Source organism: Solidesulfovibrio sp. C21 (genome assembly GCF_047785625.1).
Classification (GTDB): domain Bacteria; phylum Desulfobacterota; class Desulfovibrionia; order Desulfovibrionales; family Desulfovibrionaceae; genus Solidesulfovibrio.
In genome coordinates this window covers 1-20504 of the sequence record NZ_JBLODY010000007.1, presented here as the reverse complement: position 1 = coordinate 20504, position 20504 = coordinate 1, and the positions used below count along the sequence as shown (strand labels likewise).

Genomic DNA, 20504 nt, shown 5'->3' with positions numbered 1-20504 from the left:
CATGTCGCCCTTGTTTCAAAGGCATCTCGGACTGTCAATGGCCGGCACAGCAAGCGGGGAGTGTGTTGTCTGGCGTCGGCCATAGTGCTATGGACGGCCCCTATCCGAAGGGTCAGAGATTTCATTCCGCCCCTGAATGTGACGCGTCTTTTTAGGCTCCACGATGTTGTCTCGGGCCGGACGCGAGTTTGAGGTTTCATGAAAAGCGATATCCTTTTTCGCGAGGCCTTTCGCGACCGTCGTGTGCTCATTCTTGGCGGCCTGGGATTTCTCGGCTCCTCGCTGGCCTTGCGGCTCGTTGACTGTGGCGCCACGGTCACCTTGGCCGACGCCATGATCGAGGAATACGGCGGCAATCTGCGCAATATCGCCCCCGTGCGCGATGCTGTGGTCATCAACTTCTGCGACATCCGCGACGCCGCCGCCATGGACTGGCTCGTGCGCGAAAAGGACTACGTCTTTCACAGCGCGGCCCAGGTCTGCCATTTAAAAAGCCTGTCCGATCCCTTTCCGGACATCGACATCAACATCAAAGGCACGGCCGTGGTCATGGAGGCCTTGCGGCGGTTCAACCCCACAGCCAAAGTGATCAAGCTCGGTTCGCGCGGCCAATACGGCTCCGTGCTGCAACTCCCGGCCGGCGAGGAGACCAAGCCCGAACCCAAGGGCATTTACGAAATTTCGCTTTTGGCCGCCGAACACATCATGCGCAGCTATCACCGCAACCACGGCATCCGCTGTGTGCTTTCGCGCCTGACCAACATTTACGGCCCCCGGGCCCAGATGCGCCACAACCGCTTCGGCGTGGCCAATTGGTTCATGCGGCTGGCCATTGATGGCGATCCCATCCCCATTTTCGGCGATGGCCGCATCAAACGCGACTTTCTCTACATCGATGACTGCGTGGACGCCCTGCTCCTTTTGGCTGTCACGCCCGAGGCCGAAGGCGAGGTTTTCAACATCGGCCATGACGCCCCCTCGGATTTCTTGACCCTGGCCGAAACCATCGTGGCCCAGGCCGGAAGTGGCGAGCTTACGTTCACGCCTTTCTCTCCGGAGCGTAAGGCTCAGGAGCCAGGCGATTTTTATACCGATATCGGCAAGATCAGCCGGGTGACCGGCTGGCGACCGAGCACGGCCCTGGCGGACGGCGTGGCCGAGACGATCGCTTATTATCGCGAGAACCGGGAGTATTACTGGTGAGCGCTCCGCAAGACGTTTTCGTGCATCCCCAGGGCATCTGCGAAACCGACGCCGTCGGCCCGGGCTCACGTATATGGGCCTTTGCCCATGTGCTGCCCGGGGTGGTCATCGGCCGTGACGCCAACATTTGCGACTTCGTCTTTCTCGAGGGCGGTGTGGTCCTTGGCGACCGGGTTACGGTCAAATGCCATGTGGCGCTTTGGGAAGGCGTGCGCGTGGGCAACGATGTCTTTATCGGCCCGTCGGCCGTATTCGCCAACGACCGCTATCCGCGCAGCAAGCGCTACCTCCCGGCATTGGCCACGATTCTCGAGGACGGCTGTTCCATCGGAGCCGGCGCGGTTCTTACGCCGGGTGTCACCATCGGAAGCTATGCCATGATCGGGGCTGGTGCGGTGGTTACCCGCGATGTGCCGCCTTTTACCTTGGTGGTCGGCAATCCGGCCCGCCCGGCCGGACTGGTGTGCCGCTGCGGCGGCAAACTTGTTTCCTGCAAGGAAGGACTGCGATGCAGCGTTGGCGATTGGACCGGCGACGCCCCCCACGCGGGCATGGTCTGCCGCGCGGCAAGGCCGTTATGAGAAAGGCTACCCGGCATCCGGCCGACAAACGCCCCCGACTGGCCGTGGTCGTGCCGGTCTACGGCAACGAGGGGAGCCTGCCGGAGCTTTATCGCCGCATCACCGCCGCGGTGATCGGCTGCGGGGTGGAGCTCGTGCTCCAGTTCGTCAACGACCGATCCCCGGACGGATCGCAAGCCGTGCTGGAGCGTCTCGCCGCGTCGGACGCGCGGGTGCGAGTGCTGCTGCTCTCGCGCAACCACGGATCCTTTACCGCCATCGCCGCCGGCCTGGCCCAGGTCGCCGACTGCGACGCGGCAGTGATTTTGTCGGCGGATCTCCAGGACCCGCCGGAGATGCTCCCGGAGATGCTGGCCTGCTGGCGGAGCGGCAAGAAAGTTGTGCTCTGCGCCAGACGGCGGCGCGAGGACCCGGGCGTTTCCAAATTCCTGGCTCAAACGTTCCATACGCTCTACCGGAAATTTGTCATGCCGGAAATGCCGCCGGGCAGCTTCGACTTTTGTCTCATTGACCGCTGCGTGGCCCGGGTGATCCTGCAATCTTCGGAGAAAAAGGCCAGCCTTATCGGGCTGATTGTCTGGGCTGGTTTTGACCGGGCCATACTCGAATACGACCGGGCCGAGCGTGTCCACGGCCATTCCATGTGGACGTTTGGCAAAAAACTTTCGTATGCCTTCCATTCGGTGGTGGCGTTCTCCTCGTTTCCGCTACGCGCCTTTGTTTTGCTGGGGCTGGCCATGTCGGCCTTCAGTTTCGTTGGAATCGTCTACGTGTTCACAGCCTCCATGCTCGGCTGGATCACCACTTCGGGGTGGGCCTCGGTGATCGTCCTCGAACTGGTGATCATCGCCGTGTTGTTTCTGGGATTTGGCATTCTGGGCGGCTATCTTTGGAACAACCTGGAGCAAACCCGCAAACGGCCGCTTTTCATTGTCGACAAATCCATCGGCGGTTCCCGGGGCACTGCCCCAAATCACGGCAACCGGAAGCGGCATCCGAGGAAGTAGGTCAACAACGCTGCCGCTGCATCTCGTTGAAGGGGATGGCCAAAATCCTGGCCGCCTCCTAACTGTACCGCTAACAGCCCGGCCAAACGGGACCACCTCATTGGCTGCTGTTTCCCTTGCGATATAAATAAAAGCTTGGTAAAATTAATTCAATATTTCTATAAGATTTTCCATTAATCCGACGGGCTGATACCACTGCCAGGACTTGGGATTGTCCCGTGAAGGGCTTTCAGGATAATTCTTCAAATTATCAAACGGGGTATCTAGAGGTGCTGGAGGCGACGACTGAAATCAGGATGCCGCGCTCGGCATATTTGGACCAACGGACCAAATGGATAGTTACGTGCGATGAATCCTCCCTATTTTGATTCTTTTTCCAAGGGCTATGTAGCGATCCATAAGGCTAGCCTAGGGATCGCCGGCAGTCGCCGGGAATATTTCGGCGCACACAAGGTCACAACTACAGCTGCGGCCTTGGCGATGCAGCCGGACCGTATCCTGGAGTTCGGCTGCGGTGTGGGCTCTAACCTGCCACATCTGCGGGCCTGCTTTCCAAAAGCTGCGCTTTTTGGATGTGACGTTTCTACGGCTTCCTTAGAGGAGGCGAAGGCCGTTGCTCCGGAGGTTTCTTTTTTCGACATCGCGAAACCGAATGACTTGCTTCAATGGAGGGGTTCCTTTGATCTAGTCTTTATCGCCAATGTCTTTCACCATATCCTCCCACAAGAACGGGATGCTTGGCTGGGCCAGATCGTTCCGGTTTTGCGGCCGCAGGGGCGGCTAGCGTTTTTTGAGCACAATCCCCTCAATTTGCTCACGCGTTATATGGTTTCGCGTTGCCCCTTCGATGCCGAGGCTCACTTGCTTTCCCAGGTAGAGGCCACCTGCCTGCTACGCCGGGGTGGACTGGTCGTCGACGAAACCAAGTTCCTCTATCCATTTCCATTCCTGGCTCGTGCATCCAGACTAGCTGACCGGCTGCTGTATCGGCTTCCCCTCGGTTTCCAATATTTCATCATCGCCTCTAAAAATGGCGAAGTATAGGACGCAAAGTTTAAGCACAATGGATATGATCACGCCAAAACTCTCTGTCGTCGTCCCCTGTTTCAATGAAGAAGCGAACCTTGATGAACTTTACAACCGCATGACGGCCATTTGCAGTGCGGCGATGGAAGGAGATTACGAACTGTTGCTCGTCGATGACGGTTCGAGTGATGCAACTTGGGAAGGTATCGAACTCCTTGCCTGTGGCGATCCCCATATCCATGGCATTTCTCTTTCGCGTAATTATGGCCATCAGTTGGCGCTAAGCGCCGGCCTGCAATGCTGCCGGGGAGATCTCATCCTCATCATTGACGCTGACCTGCAAGATCCGCCGGAACTTTTACCCATCATGCTCGAGAAAATCGACCAAGGGTACGATGTCGCGTATGGCAAACGGCGTAGCCGGTCGGGGGAAACCTTTTTCAAGAAGGCCACGGCTACGGCCTTTTATAAAATTATCAACCGGTTAGTTTCCATCGATATCCCAGTGAATACAGGCGATTTTCGCCTCATCACACGCCGGGTCCTCAACGCGCTCCAGGCCATGCCGGAGCAACATCGTTTCATTCGCGGAATGATCGCCTGGATCGGTTACCGACAGATTGCCATTGAATACGACCGCCAGCCACGTTTTGCCGGGTCGACGAAATACCCCCTGCGTAAAATGATTAACTTCGCCTTCGATGCCATTACATCTTTTTCCATCGTGCCGTTGCGGCTAGCCTCCTTGCTTGGCTTCGCCGTCGGATGTGTCAGCCTTGTCGGCATCGGCTATTCCTTACTCGGCTGGCTGTGTGGCGAAGCCCTTCAGGGTTGGACGAGCACCATTTTGGCGGTGCTGCTTCTCGGCAGCGTTCAACTTATCACCCTCGGAATTTTTGGTGAATATCTCGGCAGGCTGTATATGGAGTCCAAACGGCGTCCCCTATTTTTGATCAGCAAGCGCACATCATAACCGATAAGCGTGTTGAGTGACTCTGACAGCCGCGATCCCGACATGGTCGGGATCGCCTCCCCCCCCGTATCGGAGGTCTCTGTGACAGCATCTATTTCCAAGTCCTTGATCAGCCTTGTGCTTGCCTGTGGCATGCTGCTGATGTTTTTTTTCGTTTTGCCTCATCAGCAAGCAGAGTCCGGCAGCAGCCGCTTCCAGCATATGGAGCGGGTCATTGTGGAAATGGACGCCGGCAACTTTATGCAAATCGGCAAGGGCATTTCCATCAACGGGCACTTGTACGAAGACCCCGGGATTGGCGCGCTGGCGGTGGTGTACATCTGGACGGTCAAGACATTGTTACATCCTGGCTACGTCGCCAACTGGCACATCGTCTTCGGTATCCAGTTCGCGATCTACGCCGCCGTCTTGGCGCTTTGTTGTCTTGTTTCTGACGCGCTCATTTTTATTGGCTTCGCGCTTGTTTCCATTGGGGCATCTTTTCTGTTAGGCCAAGCTACTTGGTCCTACAATTGTTATTGGGCTCCGTCGCTGGCGGTTATCGTCGCCTATATGACCGTAGCTGCCATGCTTTTAGAACACAGGCTACGCAAAGGCACTCTGTTTTTTTTCGCTTCCGGCTGCGGCCTCATAGTCGGGGTACTGGGCTTGCTTCGCCAGGACGCCACCCTCATTGCCCAGGGCAGTATGATGCTTTTCGTCCTTGTTCACGGCCTAATTCTATTGATCCGCGCGGCGAAAAAGACCCCTCCCCCCCGCCAAAGCAAAAAGATTTTCTTGGTTTCCTTGATTTTTATCCTTACGACCATGCTGCCGGCCTTCGCCTACCGTGAAATGCTGCACGTCCATCAGGTGCTTACCGGCACGCGCCACGACATCGGGGCGGGCGTCCACGGCGTCTGGCACAATCTTTACATCGGGCTAGGATACTATCCTAATAAATATGGCATCAAGTGGGACGACTCCGTTGGTGCGGCTCATGCTGTAAGAGAAGATCCCACAGCCACGTTCGGCAGTAAAAAATATATGCCGACGCTACGTCGGCTCTATTTTAGAATCCTCGTCAACGATTCAGTCTTTTTCATGGCCACGACTGCCAAAAAATGTCTTGAGATGCTGCAACGTCTGGGAGGTATCACTTGTGTGGCTTTTTTGGGCACAGTGACACTGTTGTTGTTCGCGTCGTCTTGTCGCGGTAGATTTTTTCTGTACAGCACGTTTATCCTGTTTCCTGCCTGGACTATAATTGTTGCCTCTGTGCCTCCAGTACTGACTATCCCAGTCGTGCCATATGCTGTTGGTGCTCAGACAGCTATGTTGTGTGGCTTGGCTTTTGTTATTGCTTTTCTCTTTATGTTCATCAAACAGTTTGAAGGAAGAAGTGTCGAGAATCTTAAATACTACAGTTTAAAATATTTAGTTATAGTTTTTTCAGGTCTCTTGCATGTAGTGGTTGTCAAAAAAATGATCCTTGATGCATGCAGTTATATAGACCGGAATTGGAAGCGATCCCTTGTTGTTTTGGCATGTATTGTTTGCATTAGCTTCGCCGGCTATTACTATAAAGACAAGAAACGACAACAACTTGCCTCTAAAAATATACATTTTATTGGGGAAATTATGCAAATCGCCCAAATAAAAACTAATGCGCCATTGCAGGAGATCACAAAGAATAGCTGTTCGGAATGTCCTTGCCGGGGTATTGGCAACTTGCAGGATTTAGTCGAGGGGGATTTTTGTCGTGTCAACTGGCATAATGCGTTAGCTCGTCTATGGCAAGCCGCGTCTGGTCAATCCCCTTTCGACGCCAAGGGGCGGTTTATTTTAGAAAAACGCATGCAGCACGATCCTTGGGGGGCGCCATACTGCCTAGATGAAAATACCCAGACCATTCGTTCCTCCGGACCAGACGGCCGACCGTACACGGATGACGACATAGTAGTGTCTGTTCGTCCCCAATAAACAACATAATTCTATGCGAAAACATAATTTCACTTTGTTGTTCATAGGTAGTATTCTTGGTGCAGCTCTTTTTTTTATTGGTGCCTATCCTTTAAAACCGTATATTATATATACAATAGGGACCTTCGTGCCGCTTGGAAAATGTCTTAACAAAAGTTTTTTTTTGTCGTGCAGTAATGTCAGACAACAAATTGACGAGACAAGATTTTATAATATAAAAAATGAGAGAACACCCATTCCAGGGTGGCAATTATATACAACTGTAGATCCAAATAAAAATTCTTATATTATTGTAAAGCTTCATAGAGACAGGGATAAAGTAATATTTTATCCACGAGTTAACGCAAAAAATGGTCGAGTTGTTGTCTATCTTCAGGATGGTTACTACAAACGAAAATTATTTGATTCTGGTCCATACGTGAGTGAAAATAGGTGGAGCGACATTTCAATGCAGTATGATTTAGACTTGTCCTCTGTGTCTGGCGAAAGTCAGGATAAAGAAACAGATATTAATTTGGTCGTGGTGCTAACTGGATCATGGGCACAACTGTGGCACAAAGGAAACGCCATTTTTTTCTAATTCACATAGCCAGTAGGAAACCACGACATGAACCTGATTCGACAAGCGTCTCCCGCAGTACCATCCTGTCAACTTAATCTAGCATGGCATTGGCAACGTAGTAATTTTCTTCAGTTGACCGTAATATTTGCCTGTTTAGCCGACTTTATTGTGATATTGCATGTTTTGCCGGCTGCGACACTTACTTGGGACACCGCGCATTACATGCTCAGTTATGAGGAAAGTCGATTTAACGAGCTTATGACTGCCGCAGTGCCGCTTTTCCCTCGCCTTTTTTGGTGGATCAAGCCGGATATTCTGGCCTACCGACTGTTGCGCTATGGCATTTCCGCGCTGTTGGTAGTGCCACTGGCGATAGCCACGTGGCGCTTTTCTCTGCGACGGGGCGGTCACTGCCCGCAAAATGGCCTTGAAGCTCTGGCCTGGACCATGGTCCTTGTCGTGGCGAGCTTTCTCGGTAATGCCATGCTGGTACAGTTCTGGCCGCTCGGCCACCATGATCTGACATCCTGGGTATATATGGCGACGGCGGGCTTGTTGCTGTACTCGCTGGGTCTCGATCGCCCGGCGAGTTGGGCGACCTGTCTTTTGTTAGGCTCTTTGGCCGGCTTGCAATTGCTGGCCAAGCTTCCCTGTGTCGGCGGGCTCCTGGTTATTTTTGGCTGTTATATTGTCTTGTTCGCCAAGACGCACCGTTGGTTTTGCCTCGGCTTTTACGGCCTAGGCGTCTTAGTGGCTTTGGGATTGCTGTTACTTTTTATTTGCCCTCCCCACGACATCCTGGCCGCCGTCACACCGGCCCGTATACGTTTTGCCGGAGCCTATGGAGCGGGCCATCCTGGCCCGCTCAAAGTCATTTTCGGCCAGCTTTGGCAGCTGGTTGCGTTTATTGGGGAAGCAGTCATTCTCTATTGGCCAGTACTCATCGCCAGCGGCCTGCTGTTGGCTTGTGCCGGCCGTTGGAGGGAACACCTAGGGGAACGGTGGGGCAATCTAGCCGCCAGTCTTTTGCCTGTCGCCCTCAGTATGCCGCTGCTGTGTACGATCGGGAGCACTCTCCTAACTCTGCCCATGGACCCGACGTTGGCCACACCTTTTGCGCTGCAAGCCGTTGCGCAACGATACGGCGTTTCCAGCAATTATGGCTTACCCTTGGCGGAATGTGTTCTGTTTTTTCTCTTCGCCGGTATAGCCAGCCGTTGCATCAATGGCTCCAACAGCCTGCGTATGACGCGGCAAGGTCTTTTTGCCATCTTTATGCTGGCCGCTATCCCCTTTTTTATGGCCGTGGGAAGCTCTCAGTCCCTGATGCACTATATTCAGGAAGGTGGATGGAGCTTTGCCACCCTGCTGTTCCTCGGCCTGCTCCTCGTCAAAAAACCAGTATTTTCAGGGCGTACTTTCGTACTTGTGGTGCTTTGCCTCTTTCTATTTATTCAACAATATAAGTATGCTGCTTGGTTGTCTTACAATTCATGTATGGATGATGATCTAAATAATGATAATCTTGTTAAACTAAATATACCATTGCCACATTATAGCATGTTACCTCTAGGTGAATATACTACACCTGTAAAAAGCCTTGCTCGAGGCCACGGTCTTCTTTTTACAAAACAACAGGCAATATTTTACTCCAGGCTTGAAGAACTATTATATCAAGGAGGCTTTCGACCAGGAGATAGTATTTTGGCTTTCTACGGTCTGGGCGCGCCGGTATACTTGCTTGGAGGCCGTTCACCAGGAACACCTGTATATTATCCAGACAAAATTTTTGGTCAACACTTTAATGCTAATATGTTGGCTAGAGCTCTTCCAAAAGAAATTCGTTCTTCTTTCCTTCTGATAAATGAACCATTATCTACGGATATTATAGATGTTTTTGAGCAGGATGGTATCAGCATTGATCATGACTATATACTGTTAGGTCAACTGCAACAACCAAACTGCCTTGATCCAGAATGCTATAAAAGTAGAAGCGGCCGCCCTTACACTGTGTCCATCTACGCCCCGAAACGCGTCGTCGAACCGGGCAATTGACAAAGGGGTTGCCTCCGGCCGCTCCATCGGCGACAACCAGCCCCTGGCTTATTTTTTGTGCGTGGGGCACGCGCCGTCACTCGCGGGTGCAAAAGGCTTGTTTCCTTTCGGACACGGGTAGCAGGCAAGGAAAAACTATGTGCGGTATATGCGGTTTTCGCGCCCACCGGGGCTTTTCTCTGGAAAACATGCTGCAGGCCATCGCCCACCGGGGGCCTGATGGAAAAGGCCTGTTTCGCCAAGGCGACATCGGCCTCGGTCATGCCCGCCTCGCTATTATCGATTTGGCCGGCGGCACCCAGCCCATGCGCAGCCCTGATGGCGCCGTCACGCTGGTCTTTAATGGCGAAATTTATAATTTTCAGGCTCTGCGCGCCGAACTGGAAAAACAGGGACATTCATTTCGCACGACCTCGGATACCGAGGTATTGTTGGCCATGTATTTGGCCTATGGTACGAGCATGCTCTCCCGGCTCCAAGGAATGTTCGCTTTTGTGCTTCACGACGCACGCTCGAATCTGTTGTTTGGTGCCCGGGACCGTTTTGGCATAAAACCGCTCTATTATACTTGGGACCAGGGCACCTTCGCTTTCGCTTCAGAAATCAAAGCATTGCTTGCGGTCGGGGCCTGCCGGCCGGTGGGCAATCCCACGGCGGCGGCTCTTTTTTTCACCCTGCGCTATATTCCCGGCCCCCAAACCGCCTTTGCCGATGCCCTCAGCCTGCCTCCCGCCACGTTCTTCACCCAACAAGGCGGCCATGCCCCACGGCTGGAATCGTACTGGGCCTTACCCGAACCAGCCTCCATACCGGAGGAACAAAACTCACAGACCACTTTCGATAGCCTGCTGCGACAGGCGGTGGACAGCCATCTTATCAGCGACGTGCCGCTTGGAGCCTTTCTTTCAGGCGGCATCGACTCCACCACCATCACCGCCACGATGGCTTCTCTCGGCCATACCCCCCTGGAAACATTCACGGTGGACTTCCAGGGCAGTCAGTCCGAGGCTGTGGAAGCCGTCCGCACAGCCCGACATCTCGGTTGCGGCCAGCATACGGTCCTGGTGCCGCCTGAAAGCCTGGAACAATTCCCCGAGCTCCTCTACCACCTCGATGCGCCCTTCGGTGACGCCATCCTGTTGCCCCTGTATCTCGTTTGCAAGGAAGCCTCCCGCCACGTAAAGGTGGTACTCTCAGGTGACGGGGCCGACGAAACCATGCTTGGTTACATCCACCACGAAACTCTGGCTGGGCTGACATCACCGTTGGTTCGAAGTTTCTCACCGCTCCTGGCGATGCTTTCCCGAATCGTTCCTTTTATTCCGTTGCAGTTGCTCGACAAAGCCTTCCACTATCCCGACTCCATGGGAACCCTCGGGCGAGCACGCCTGGCCAGCCTGCTGGGGAGCGTCGGTTCCCCCGGGCGCGGCTACTTGTTGTTCGCATCAGTGCTCCAGGCCGCCGAACGGCGCGATCTTTTTGGCCCCGTCCTCGCTGCGGGGGAGGCTCAGGCCCAAGAAAGCGTTCTCGAACCGCTACGCCGCACTATAGACAGCGCGTCTGATCCACTCGACGCCGCCTACCGGCACGATCTGCTCCACTGGCTCCCGGACAACATTTTGATGAAGCTCGACAAGATGACCATGGCGGTCGGGCTGGAAGGCCGTGTTCCGTTTTTGGACGATCGGCTGGCCAGTTTCTTGGTGGGGCTGCCCCGTAGCCTCAAACTGCGGGCGGGGCAGGGAAAATATCCTCTACGCCGGCATTTCGAAAAAAACATCCACATTCCCGGCCGGCCACATGGTCGTAAAAAGGCTTTTTATTTCCCGCCATGCGGCGCCTACGCCGAGGCGTTGCGCAAGCTCGTCAACCGGTATCTTGCGCCGGATGTCCTGGACCCCGCCATTCTTGAGCCTCGAGCTGTGGCTCGCATTGTCGCCCGCGCCGAGTCCTCCCCGCTTTTGGGCTTCAAGCAACTTTTTACGCTGCTAGGCTTTCAGATGTGGCAGGAACGCTTCGGCATTCGTTGGAACTAACCCCATGCCGGATTCGACGACATAAGGACTTGGAAGACATGAAAACATTGCTTCTTAATCCCATGACCAGCCAGGCCGGCAACGTGGTTCGGGATGTGCTTTATGGCTGCTGGTGTAAAGGCAACCGCATCGGCGGCGGCACTGTACCGCCTTTCAACCTACTCGTATTGACAACACTGTTGCGCCGGGAGGGTTTGTCCGTCGATTTTCTCGACGCCCAAGCCCTGCAACTCGACGCAGACGCGGTTATCGGTCGCCTCAATGGAGTGGGCTTGGTGGTCATGTCCACATCGACCATGAGCTTCACCGAGGACGCCAACTATCTTAAGCAACTCAAGCAGGCTTGTCCCGGCCTGCGTACGGCTGTATTCGGCTCCCACCCGACCTTCATGCCCCGCTTTTGCATGGCCCATGACGGCATCGACTTCGCTGTGCTTCACGAACCCGAGGAAACCGTGCTCGAACTGGCCAAGGCATTGGAGGCCGATGCGCCAACCGACGCCATCCCCGGACTCGGTTCCCGGGACACCGCCGGCCAACCCCGCCTGCATTCCCCCCGGCCCTTTCTCAAGGATCTTGACTGGCTACCCCATCCCGATGTGGACTTGTTGCCGTCTGGCATCCACTATTTTAACCCTCTCGTGCACCGCATGCCCTACATCACCACGACCACGAGCAAAGGTTGCCCGGGAAAATGCATTTTTTGCACCGCTCCTGCTTTTGACGGCAATATCTTTCGCCGCCAAAGCTTCGAACATGTCATGGAGCAGCTGCGCTATTTCGCCTCCAAAGAAATCAAGGAAGTCTATTTTCGCGATGATACCTTCTTTGTAGATCGTAAGCGCGACAAGGCCATGTGTCAGGCCATCATCGACGAAAAGCTCGACCTCACCTGGATCGCCAACGCCCGCGTGAATATGATCGACGAGGACACCATAGCCCTGGCGCGTCGGGCCGGCTGTCATACGCTTAAATTCGGGGTGGAATCCGGCTCGCAGGAGATCCTGGACGGCATCAAAAAAGGTTACCGTCTGGAACAGGGGCTGGCCGTGTTCGCCGCTGCACGCCGCCATGGCATGTCCACCCATGCCCATGTCATGATTGGCAATCCTGGTGATACCCCGGAGACCATAGGGAAAACCATCGACTACGTCCTGGCCCTTAGCCCCACCACAGCCACATTCGGCATCTGCACCCCCTACCCGGGCACGCCGCTTTTCGAGGAAGTCCGCAAAATCGCCCCGGAAATCGGGGATGGCAGCAATACCGACTTGGCCAAGCTCCATGTCGAGGGGCTGTTCAACGAATACTACTGCAAAGTGGACAAAAATCAGCTACCCAAACTCGTGCGCCATGCCTATCGCCGTTTTTACATGCGGCCGCAATACTGGGCGCGATTTGCCAGGGAAAACCTGCGCACACGCCAGGACATCAAACGGATAGCTCTAGCTTCAACACGACTTTTTGAATTTATGATCCGAGGGAAAGACTAGCATGGTATCATTCAAGGACGTTTCTGTGGTGATTCCCGCCTACAATGAAGAGGAATCCATTGCGACCATCATCGAACGGATCTGGGCCGTGTCGCCGGATTTCGAAATTGTCGTTTGCTCCGACGGCTCGAGCGACGCAACGGCTGCCAGAGCTCGCGAAGCCGGCGCCATCGTGGTAGAACACCGCTACAACATCGGCAACGGCGCTTCCGTCAAGACCGGGGCCATGGCCAGCAGTCGGCCCTATCTGCTGTTCATGGACAGCGACGGTCAGCACCCTCCTGAGGATATCCCCAAACTGTTGGATGGACTTCCAGACTACGACATGATCATCGGTTCACGCACCAAACGTTGCAAGACCGATGCGGTACGCGACATCGGCAATATCATGCTGCGCAAGGTGGCGGAGATCATCGGTGGTCAACCTATTATGGACCTGACCTCCGGCTTCCGGGCCGTGCGGCGTGATTTGTTTTTCTTGTTTTCACCGTTGTATCCTCTGCGTTATTCCTATCCGTCCACCATTACGCTAGCCCTGATCAATACCGGCCATTTCGTCAAATTTCTGCCTCTGGACAGCATTGTGCGGCGTGAAGTGGGGAAGAGCAACATCCATCCTTTTAAGGATGGTCTGCGCTTTCTCAAAATTATTTTCCGATTGTTCATGCTTTTTCGCCCCTTTAAAATATTTTTCCCCATCGCTTTGGCTCTGTTTGTCTTCGGTGCGATTCTGGGACTGTACCAACTCGTTAACTTTCAAGCTGTCCACAGTGTTTCCGTAATTTTGCTTTTGGGCAGCCTGTTCTTTTTCGTCAATGGCCTGTTGGCGGAGCAGATCTCACAGATACGCCTAAGCATTCTCAACCAGCCCGATCCGAAAGCATCGAGAGACACCCGTGTCTGAGGCATTATTTGCAACAACGGCCCTGGCCACGGTTCCCCGCGTCCTGGGCTTTTGCGACCGGGATCCGGATTCGCCCACCTTTGGCTGCTGCGATCGGGCATACTGGCATTACCGGCTCACTGACGTGGCCAACAGCCGGGCCCAGGAAGCCGGCCTGCTGTTTTCCCTCGCCTGGCGGTATCAGGATGAGGGGAACCTGTTCGCCGGCCAGGACAGCGTACTGGAATGGGTCCGGGGCATCTGGCGTTTCTGGCTTGCTGCCCGCAACCGTGACGGTTCGACCCGAGAAATATACCCCAACGAGCGCTCCTTTTGCGCCACCTCCTTTTCAGCGGCAGCCTTTGTTGAATCTGTCCGCCTCCTCGACGCGGCAGACCGCTACCAGGAGGAGCTCAAACTCGCCGAATCCACCTTTTTATGGCTCGGCGACCATGAAAACCCAGATGTGGCCAACCAGATGGCCGCTTCACTGCACGCCCTCGCCGGTTACGCCACCCTCACTGGCGATGCTCGTATCGCCCGGCTGGCTGCCAAGCGCGGCGAAGCAGTCGCCGCCTTGCAGAACGCGCAAGGAACCTTCGGTGAATATGGCGGGTTGGACGTCGGCTACCAGAGCATCACGTTAAGCAGCTTAACCGCCATCTCTCGACTGATCCCGGAAATGCCTTGGGTTGGAGAGGCCCTCCGACATGGCTTGGAGGCCATCGAACCGCGTATCGGTGAGGACGGACATGTCGACTGGCGCGGCAATAGCCGGCGGACCCAATACGTCTATCCTCGGGCCCTCGCCGCTAATGCCAGCCCCGCCCTTGAGCGACTGTCCCAGGGGCTCGCCAAGGGAACGCTTCTTAATCCTTGCTGGCTTGACGACCGCTACACCACGGCGTTCGCAGCGGATTACCTGTTTACCGCTATGGAGATCGGCCATGCTCATGACCACCCCTAAACTGATTGGCCTGCGCCTTTTTAATATTACCTTTGGTCGATTCGAGATATGTACGCACCTGTTGCGCAAGGCGCTGGTGTGGCGCTACGTCATGACCCAGCCCGCCGGCTGCCGGTATTCACCAACCTCAAAGTTTTTCGACATTTCCGAATGTCTCGCTCCTGGCGCCAAGCGACGGGAAGATTAATGATCATAGCCCCAAGCGGCAGCCAATCCGCTTTTTTAAGAAAGGACCGGCTCATAAAAGCCGGCCTTTTCATCCTGGTGCTATGGCTAGCCAGCGTGTTGCGCTGGTACCGGCTCAGCGAGACCGTGCTTGCCGGTTTCGACGTATGGACCTATTTGCGTCTGGTCTTTGAGTGGACCACACACGGCATGCGCCCGGAAGGGGCTTTCGCCAAGCCCGGTTTCATCATGCTTGGCGTTGGCGCCGGGAAGCTACTGGGGGTTTCCGATGCCACCCTCCCCTTTCTCAACGCCAGCCTGGACGTGATCAATGTTGCCCTGGTTTTCGGTCTGGCCCGGCTGGCCGGGTTGGCATTTGCACCGGCCGTTACGGCCATGTGTCTGTATGCCTGTCTGCCGGCTGCGGTCCTGGAGGCCCGAAGTGCACTCACGCACATTGCCAGCCTGACCTTTGTGCTCGCCGCCGTTTCGTTGCTTTTGTTGCGCCACCGCCTACCGCTCTCCCGCATTGCCTGCCGTTACACCCTGGTATTCGCAGCCAGTCTAATGGCCGGCTATGCTGGGCTCACGCACCCTACGGCCCTACTCTGGCCACTGCTTTTGCCGGTACTTCTCGTCATCCTTCACCGGAAAACTCTACGGCAGCCCTGGCCGCTGGTCGAAGAATTACTGCTCTATGCCGCAGGCGTGACAACGCCTTTTTTCGCTTTTGCCCTTGGGGTAAAAAGCGAAACACTCTACGGATACAAGCTCCTCGCCTTGTGGCGCAGCATTTTCCAACATGGCCAGGACGCGGCCTACATGAAGGCCGGGTTCGAAATTTCTCTTGGGAAAATAGACCATTATCTTGGACAAATGTTTTTTGCCCATATCATAACCCCACCGCTGGTTTGGTTGTTTGCGCTGGCATCGGCATGGGCCGTCATGACGGCAACCCGACTGTACCGTTGCGGCCTACATCAACGAGCCATCATCTTCGCCCTGTATTCCGATCCGCCAGCCCTAGTAGGCCTGACCACACTTGGAGTGCTTGTCCTTGGGCTGCTTATCGCCCGGCTCAACGGTTTTGAACAATGGTTCATGGGCGATCGTTTTTTTTTGACCCTGGCTCCCGTTGCCATCATGCTGGGCGTGGCCATGCTGGAGGCGCCGGCACGACTGCTGTCCAACTCCTGGCACAATTCCATCATGATCGGGGTTTGCCTTGTAGGACTGGCGGGATTTTGGCACTATTTCCCGCAGTATCTCTATACCAATCCGCCATTTTATAAGCAGCTACGGAAAATTTCCCGGCAACAGGACATTGTTGTCGATGCAAAGGACAAGGTCCTAGTCTTCCCTGATGCCGGACGCCATCCACTTACAAGCGACTACTATTTTTCGCGCCAAGACTTCCTCACTGATGCCCATCCCCAGAACTCCGCCGATCTGACGCGATTTCTCGCCACAAACCATATCCGATATATTCTCTTTTCCCCTGTCGTCTATCTCGGCCTGACATCGCAGGAAGGGCACCCCGCAGTTCTGGCCGCAAATGATCCGAAGGTGAGAGAGGATCTCAGACATCAAATAGCCTTTTTCCAAAATTATCTGGAGGAACGGCAGGCTTCGCCGCGCCTGTGCTTCAAGCAGAGCTGGCCGCCACAGGATACGGATTTGCGCCCGGTTCGGCTCTATGCCATTGGCAATCACGACTATACGGCCCATCTAGGTAACAGTCGTGGCCGTGACAATGCCTTTTGCCTCTTCGATCTGGAGGCCAAACCATGACTAGCCGGATAGCTCCCCTGGCACGACTGCTCTTGCGGGCGCACAGGCTATCCCAGACCGGCCAAGTCGAAAACTCCCGAGCGGTTTATTCCCGACTGGCGGAATCCGTTCGCGTCCAAGCCGGATCGGAGCATCCCCAGCAGCGGGCCCTGGCAGACGAGCTGCTGCAGACCGCCGCGAACGCTCCACTTGCCTCTTTGGCGAGGCTGGCCGCACGCCTGCTTGACGTCTGCGCTCAGGACATTGTCCCTTCGGATGCCGCAAAGGCCGACAAGCCACAATCAGCCTTGCGCCTGAGCCGGTGCCTCTGCCTGCTGGGGCTAGCCGGATTTTGCATCGGAGCGGCATTATGGCTGTGGCAGGACAGCACGCCCCGAAAGAGGGATCGAACACAAGTAGCCTTAACCGCCCTGCGAGGATTTCTGACTGATGCCAAGCAGATCCAGTACAGGCCGCTTTTGCAGGTGACGGGGAACAGTTGCACCGAATGTCCGTGTAAAAACCGTGGGCCGCTGTGGGAGTTGCCTTCCGGGGATGCCTGTCCGAGCAACTGGCGAAAGGCTCTCCACCGTGCGTACGTCGCCGCCAAGGGGCAGGAGCCGGTCGGTCCTCATGGGGAGGACCTCCTCCCCAGCGACTGGAAACGCGATGCCTGGGGGGCTCCCTACCTGCTCAATGAAAACGAGGGAGAAGGGACGCCCGACACCTGCGTCAGCGACATATTGCGTTCAGCCGGTCCTGATGGCATCCCCGACACCCGCGACGATATCGTCGTAAAATTGCCCACGGTCACCTGTAACAAACGAAAGCCCTGACGCTCTCCGGGCCACCGTCCAAAGAGCGCACCGCGGCCGAGCACAGACATACAGTTCCATGAAGATACCTTGGAAAACGTACCTGGGCACGCTGCTCAGCATCGGCTTGCTGGTCCTGGTCGGCAGCCAACTAAGCCTTAAGGACTGCATCGCCGGCTTCAGCCGCATCACCCCGGCCTGGATCGCGCCCATGGTTGGCCTGTTTGCCATCGGCCTGTACCTGCGCGCTAAACGTTGGCAATGCCTGCTCGCCCCGGCAAAGGTCATATCGCTTGCGGATTCAGGTAACGTCATTCTGGTCGGCAACTTCGCCAACAACGTTCTGCCTGCCAAGGCAGGCGACATGGCCCGAGCCGTCATCCTCCAGCGGCGCAACGGCGTCCGGCTGCTTTTTGGCCTGACCGCCGTGGCCGTGGAACGCATCTTTGACGGGTTGGCGTTGCTGCTGCTGCTTGTCACCTCCGACCTGTTCATCACCCTCGCCCCAACCTATCTCGCCACGATGCGCCATATCGCCTACGGTGCCGGAGCGCTTTTTCTGGGGGCGCTGGCTGTACTGCTCGGTGCCAAGGCTTTTCCGGCCCTGCTACGGCTTGGCGGCATCCTGGCCGGCCGTTTGCCAGGTGGACTCGGCACCAAAGCGTCCGAATTGGTGGAAAGCCTCCAGGAATCCCTGTTTTTCATCCGCCCGGACAGTGCATTCGCCGCTTTTGCACTGCTCAGCCTCGGGGTCTGGGTTGTGGAAGGACTGACCATATGGGTCGGCTTCCAGGCCTTTTCCATCCCTGGTTCTATAATGGACGCCTATTTCACCTTTGCCGTCACCAACTTCGGTGGCCTACTCCCCTCGGCTCCGGGTAATCTCGGCATCTATCAAGCCAGCGTCGTGTTTGCGTTCTCCATGCTCGACCTTCCCCTGGATACCGCTGTGCCATTATCGATCGTGGTGCAATCCGTCCAAATCCTGTTCAATTCCGCCTTGGGCCTGTATGCTATGCGACGATTGCAACTTGGTTTTTCCTTTTTTCGCAGCACCGCAGCAAGGTGAAGCACGCCGGGCAAGACTTGGATATTCGGCCCCAACTCAACATTCGTGCCACCAAAAGTATCAAGTAGCCTGGGAGCAAACCCGCGGCAGTGGCCAGCCCGGGTGACATCTCCGGCTCCATGGTGCGAGACCTGATATTGGAATGCGGGAAAAGCGTTTTGGGCTCAACCGTACGTCGCACCGCGTGGAATGGCTGAAGGACAATGGCTCCTGCTTTACGGCGAAGGAAGCTGTGGGGTTCGCTTCCTGGCTTGCCCTTGTCAGCCGGTTTACGCCGGTGCGCAGCCCCCCAGGGCAACGGTATGGCCGAAGCGTTCGTCAAAACGTTCAAGCGGGATTACATCTATGCGCACGATCGGCCTGACGCCCAACTGTACTGGCGCACCTGCCGGCTTGGTTCGAGGATTACAACGAAGAGCTCTCACACAAGGACCTGCGGATACGTTCGCCACGCGAGTTTATCCGTTCAATCGACAACGCGGCCTGTCCGGTTTAGCGGAGGCAACTCCAGCAACGGTCTCAAACTTTTGAGACATTTCTGGTCTTCCGTTTCGCTCTTTGTTGGGGTATAGCCGTCCAGCACGGTGCTTCGGATACGCAAGTGTCGGTATGGCACAGCTGGATCGGCATAGGGTTTTCTTGGACACCAACTTAGGCGACTATCGAGGTCGTCGAGGAGGTGCCGGATGGGGATTGAAGGAGGAACGCCCAAGCGTTTTTGGGCGAAGCACAAGGTCCAAGCCGTTCTGCGGCTCCTTCGTGGAGAGGACATTGACCTGGTGAGCCGAGAAATCGGGGTGACGGCGGCGATGCTGACGCAGTGGCGCGACACCTTCCTGGAGGCAGGGGAGGTCGGCCTGAAGCCGCATCCGGTCAAGGAATCCATCGAAGTTGGCCGTCTGCGGGAAAAGATCGGTGAACAGGCCATGGAAAACGAACTGCTTTGGGAGAAGATCGCCCGTATGGAAGCAGAATCGCCCTTTGGCACTCCGGAGGTCGAGGAAGTGAGCCGGGTCACCTCGATCTCCACCGGAAAAGCCTACGGCCTGGCTCGTGTCTGCCATGTCTGGGGACTGCCGCGTTCCACCGTGTATTGGCAACGGCAGCAGCCGAAGGGGGCAGGCCGGCGTCGTGGGCCTCAAGGATTTCACAGTGATGCCTCACTGGCCGGACAGATCAAGGCCGAGATAGCATCCCGTCCGTTTCCCGGAGAAGGCTACCGGAAGATCTGGGCCGGCCTGCGTGGCAAGGGCATCCGGACGTCCCCGACCCGGACGTTGCGCCTGATGCGCGAAAACAACTGGCTCGCCCCCACACGCATCGGCCATCCGCACGGTCCAAAGGCCCATGACGGGACGATCAAGACCTCCCGAGTGGACGAGATGTGGGGCACGGACATGACTACGACGCTGACGACCAAGGAAGGCAATGCAGCGATATTTTTCGCTATCGATCACTGCTCCCTGGAGGTGGTCGGCATCCACGCCGCCAAGCGGGGCACGCGTTTCGAGGCATTGGAACCGATCCGCCAGGGCGTCCGCCACAGTTTCGGAGCGTTCGGCAAGGACGTCGCCAAGGGACTGACCTTGCGGCATGATCACGGTAGCCAGTTCATCGCGGACGATTTTCAGAATGAAATCAAGTTTCTGGGGATAAAGGATTCGGCGTCGTACGTGAGGGAGCCGCAAGGCAACGGCATTGCCGAACGCTTTGTCCGCATCCTCAAGGAAAATCTTCTCTGAATCCGCAGCGTCCAAACCGTCGAGGAATTACGTCTGGCGCTCCTGGCCTTCAAGGAGACCTACAACCGGCAGTGGCGGATAGGTCGACACGGCTACAGGTCGCCGGAGCAGGTCAGGGAAAACCAGAAGGCCAAGCCCGCTAAGGTGGCATAACTTTGCCGCTCGAACTGTCCAAGAAAACCTAGACCGCTACAC

The 20504-nt window shown here is 55.8% G+C and carries 15 protein-coding genes and 2 pseudogenes; all 17 read left to right on the top strand.

All coding sequences use genetic code 11. From position 1 onward, the window contains the following. Positions 1-198 precede the first annotated feature (198 nt). Positions 199-1203: an NAD-dependent epimerase/dehydratase family protein gene (locus tag ACMZ6R_RS03915; RefSeq protein WP_416109576.1), complete on the top strand. Its 1005-nt coding sequence runs from the start codon at positions 199-201 to the stop codon at positions 1201-1203. Next, positions 1200-1784 carry an acyltransferase gene (locus tag ACMZ6R_RS03910; protein WP_416109575.1) on the top strand — a complete coding sequence of 195 codons (585 nt, stop codon included), beginning with the start codon at positions 1200-1202 and terminating at the stop codon, positions 1782-1784. Before ACMZ6R_RS03915 ends, ACMZ6R_RS03910 begins: the two co-directional genes overlap by 4 nt. Next, on the top strand, positions 1781-2791 hold the full coding sequence (locus tag ACMZ6R_RS03905; protein ID WP_416109574.1) for a glycosyltransferase: 1011 nt from the start codon (positions 1781-1783) through the stop codon (positions 2789-2791). The genes ACMZ6R_RS03910 and ACMZ6R_RS03905 overlap by 4 nt, the downstream gene beginning before the upstream one ends. A 348-nt stretch (positions 2792-3139) precedes the next feature. Beyond that, a complete protein-coding gene (locus tag ACMZ6R_RS03900) occupies positions 3140-3835 on the top strand; it encodes a class I SAM-dependent methyltransferase (protein WP_416109573.1) in 696 nt (231 codons plus the stop codon). 25 nt (positions 3836-3860) lie between these two features. Continuing rightward, entirely contained in the window at positions 3861-4790 is a 930-nt protein-coding gene (locus ACMZ6R_RS03895; protein WP_416109572.1) for a glycosyltransferase family 2 protein, read from the top strand. Between the two features lie 81 nt (positions 4791-4871). Then, positions 4872-6752, top strand: a complete 1881-nt coding sequence (locus ACMZ6R_RS03890; protein ID WP_416109571.1) for a hypothetical protein — start codon at positions 4872-4874, stop codon at positions 6750-6752. A 13-nt stretch (positions 6753-6765) separates the two neighbouring features. Beyond that, on the top strand, positions 6766-7332 hold the full coding sequence (locus ACMZ6R_RS03885; protein ID WP_416109570.1) for a hypothetical protein: 567 nt from the start codon (positions 6766-6768) through the stop codon (positions 7330-7332). A 27-nt stretch (positions 7333-7359) separates the two neighbouring features. Next, positions 7360-9369: a hypothetical protein gene (locus ACMZ6R_RS03880; RefSeq protein ID WP_416109569.1), complete on the top strand. Its 2010-nt coding sequence runs from the start codon at positions 7360-7362 to the stop codon at positions 9367-9369. Between the two features lie 137 nt (positions 9370-9506). Further along, the gene (asnB, locus tag ACMZ6R_RS03875; RefSeq protein WP_416109568.1) at positions 9507-11405 is read left to right on the top strand and encodes an asparagine synthase (glutamine-hydrolyzing); all 1899 of its coding nucleotides are present in this window, start codon (positions 9507-9509) and stop codon (positions 11403-11405) included. A 38-nt stretch (positions 11406-11443) separates the two neighbouring features. Beyond that, positions 11444-12898 carry a B12-binding domain-containing radical SAM protein gene (locus tag ACMZ6R_RS03870; protein WP_416109567.1) on the top strand — a complete coding sequence of 485 codons (1455 nt, stop codon included), beginning with the start codon at positions 11444-11446 and terminating at the stop codon, positions 12896-12898. Between the two features lies 1 nt (position 12899). Then, positions 12900-13802 (top strand): glycosyltransferase family 2 protein, encoded by a 903-nt coding sequence (locus ACMZ6R_RS03865; protein ID WP_416109566.1) that lies wholly within the window; start codon positions 12900-12902, stop codon positions 13800-13802. Next, complete coding sequence (locus ACMZ6R_RS03860) at positions 13795-14748, top strand: hypothetical protein (protein ID WP_416109565.1); 954 nt, start codon at positions 13795-13797, stop codon at positions 14746-14748. The genes ACMZ6R_RS03865 and ACMZ6R_RS03860 overlap by 8 nt, the downstream gene beginning before the upstream one ends. Beyond that, positions 14729-14935: a hypothetical protein gene (locus ACMZ6R_RS03855; RefSeq protein WP_416109564.1), complete on the top strand. Its 207-nt coding sequence runs from the start codon at positions 14729-14731 to the stop codon at positions 14933-14935. Before ACMZ6R_RS03860 ends, ACMZ6R_RS03855 begins: the two co-directional genes overlap by 20 nt. Then, positions 14935-16704 (top strand): hypothetical protein, encoded by a 1770-nt coding sequence (locus tag ACMZ6R_RS03850; RefSeq protein ID WP_416109563.1) that lies wholly within the window; start codon positions 14935-14937, stop codon positions 16702-16704. The genes ACMZ6R_RS03855 and ACMZ6R_RS03850 overlap by 1 nt, the downstream gene beginning before the upstream one ends. 873 nt (positions 16705-17577) lie before the next feature. After that, positions 17578-18567, top strand: coding sequence for a lysylphosphatidylglycerol synthase transmembrane domain-containing protein (locus tag ACMZ6R_RS03845; RefSeq protein WP_416109562.1), 990 nt, complete (start codon positions 17578-17580; stop codon positions 18565-18567). Between the two features lie 89 nt (positions 18568-18656). Next, positions 18657-19063: pseudogene (locus ACMZ6R_RS03840) on the top strand (integrase core domain-containing protein); the annotation flags it as partial. 190 nt (positions 19064-19253) lie between these two features. Continuing rightward, a pseudogene (locus ACMZ6R_RS03835) lies at positions 19254-20462 on the top strand (IS3 family transposase). Positions 20463-20504 lie beyond the last annotated feature (42 nt).

Coding starts and splice junctions, on each gene's coding strand:
- ACMZ6R_RS03915 (WP_416109576.1), top strand. CDS start 199: ATGAAAAGCGATATCCTTTTTCGCGAGGCCTTTCGCGACCGTCGTGTG.
- ACMZ6R_RS03905 (WP_416109574.1), top strand. CDS start 1,781: ATGAGAAAGGCTACCCGGCATCCGGCCGACAAACGCCCCCGACTGGCC.
- ACMZ6R_RS03900 (WP_416109573.1), top strand. CDS start 3,140: ATGAATCCTCCCTATTTTGATTCTTTTTCCAAGGGCTATGTAGCGATC.
- ACMZ6R_RS03895 (WP_416109572.1), top strand. CDS start 3,861: ATGATCACGCCAAAACTCTCTGTCGTCGTCCCCTGTTTCAATGAAGAA.
- ACMZ6R_RS03885 (WP_416109570.1), top strand. CDS start 6,766: ATGCGAAAACATAATTTCACTTTGTTGTTCATAGGTAGTATTCTTGGT.
- ACMZ6R_RS03880 (WP_416109569.1), top strand. CDS start 7,360: ATGAACCTGATTCGACAAGCGTCTCCCGCAGTACCATCCTGTCAACTT.
- asnB (WP_416109568.1), top strand. CDS start 9,507: ATGTGCGGTATATGCGGTTTTCGCGCCCACCGGGGCTTTTCTCTGGAA.
- ACMZ6R_RS03870 (WP_416109567.1), top strand. CDS start 11,444: ATGAAAACATTGCTTCTTAATCCCATGACCAGCCAGGCCGGCAACGTG.
- ACMZ6R_RS03865 (WP_416109566.1), top strand. CDS start 12,900: ATGGTATCATTCAAGGACGTTTCTGTGGTGATTCCCGCCTACAATGAA.
- ACMZ6R_RS03855 (WP_416109564.1), top strand. CDS start 14,729: ATGCTCATGACCACCCCTAAACTGATTGGCCTGCGCCTTTTTAATATT.
- ACMZ6R_RS03850 (WP_416109563.1), top strand. CDS start 14,935: ATGATCATAGCCCCAAGCGGCAGCCAATCCGCTTTTTTAAGAAAGGAC.
- ACMZ6R_RS03845 (WP_416109562.1), top strand. CDS start 17,578: ATGAAGATACCTTGGAAAACGTACCTGGGCACGCTGCTCAGCATCGGC.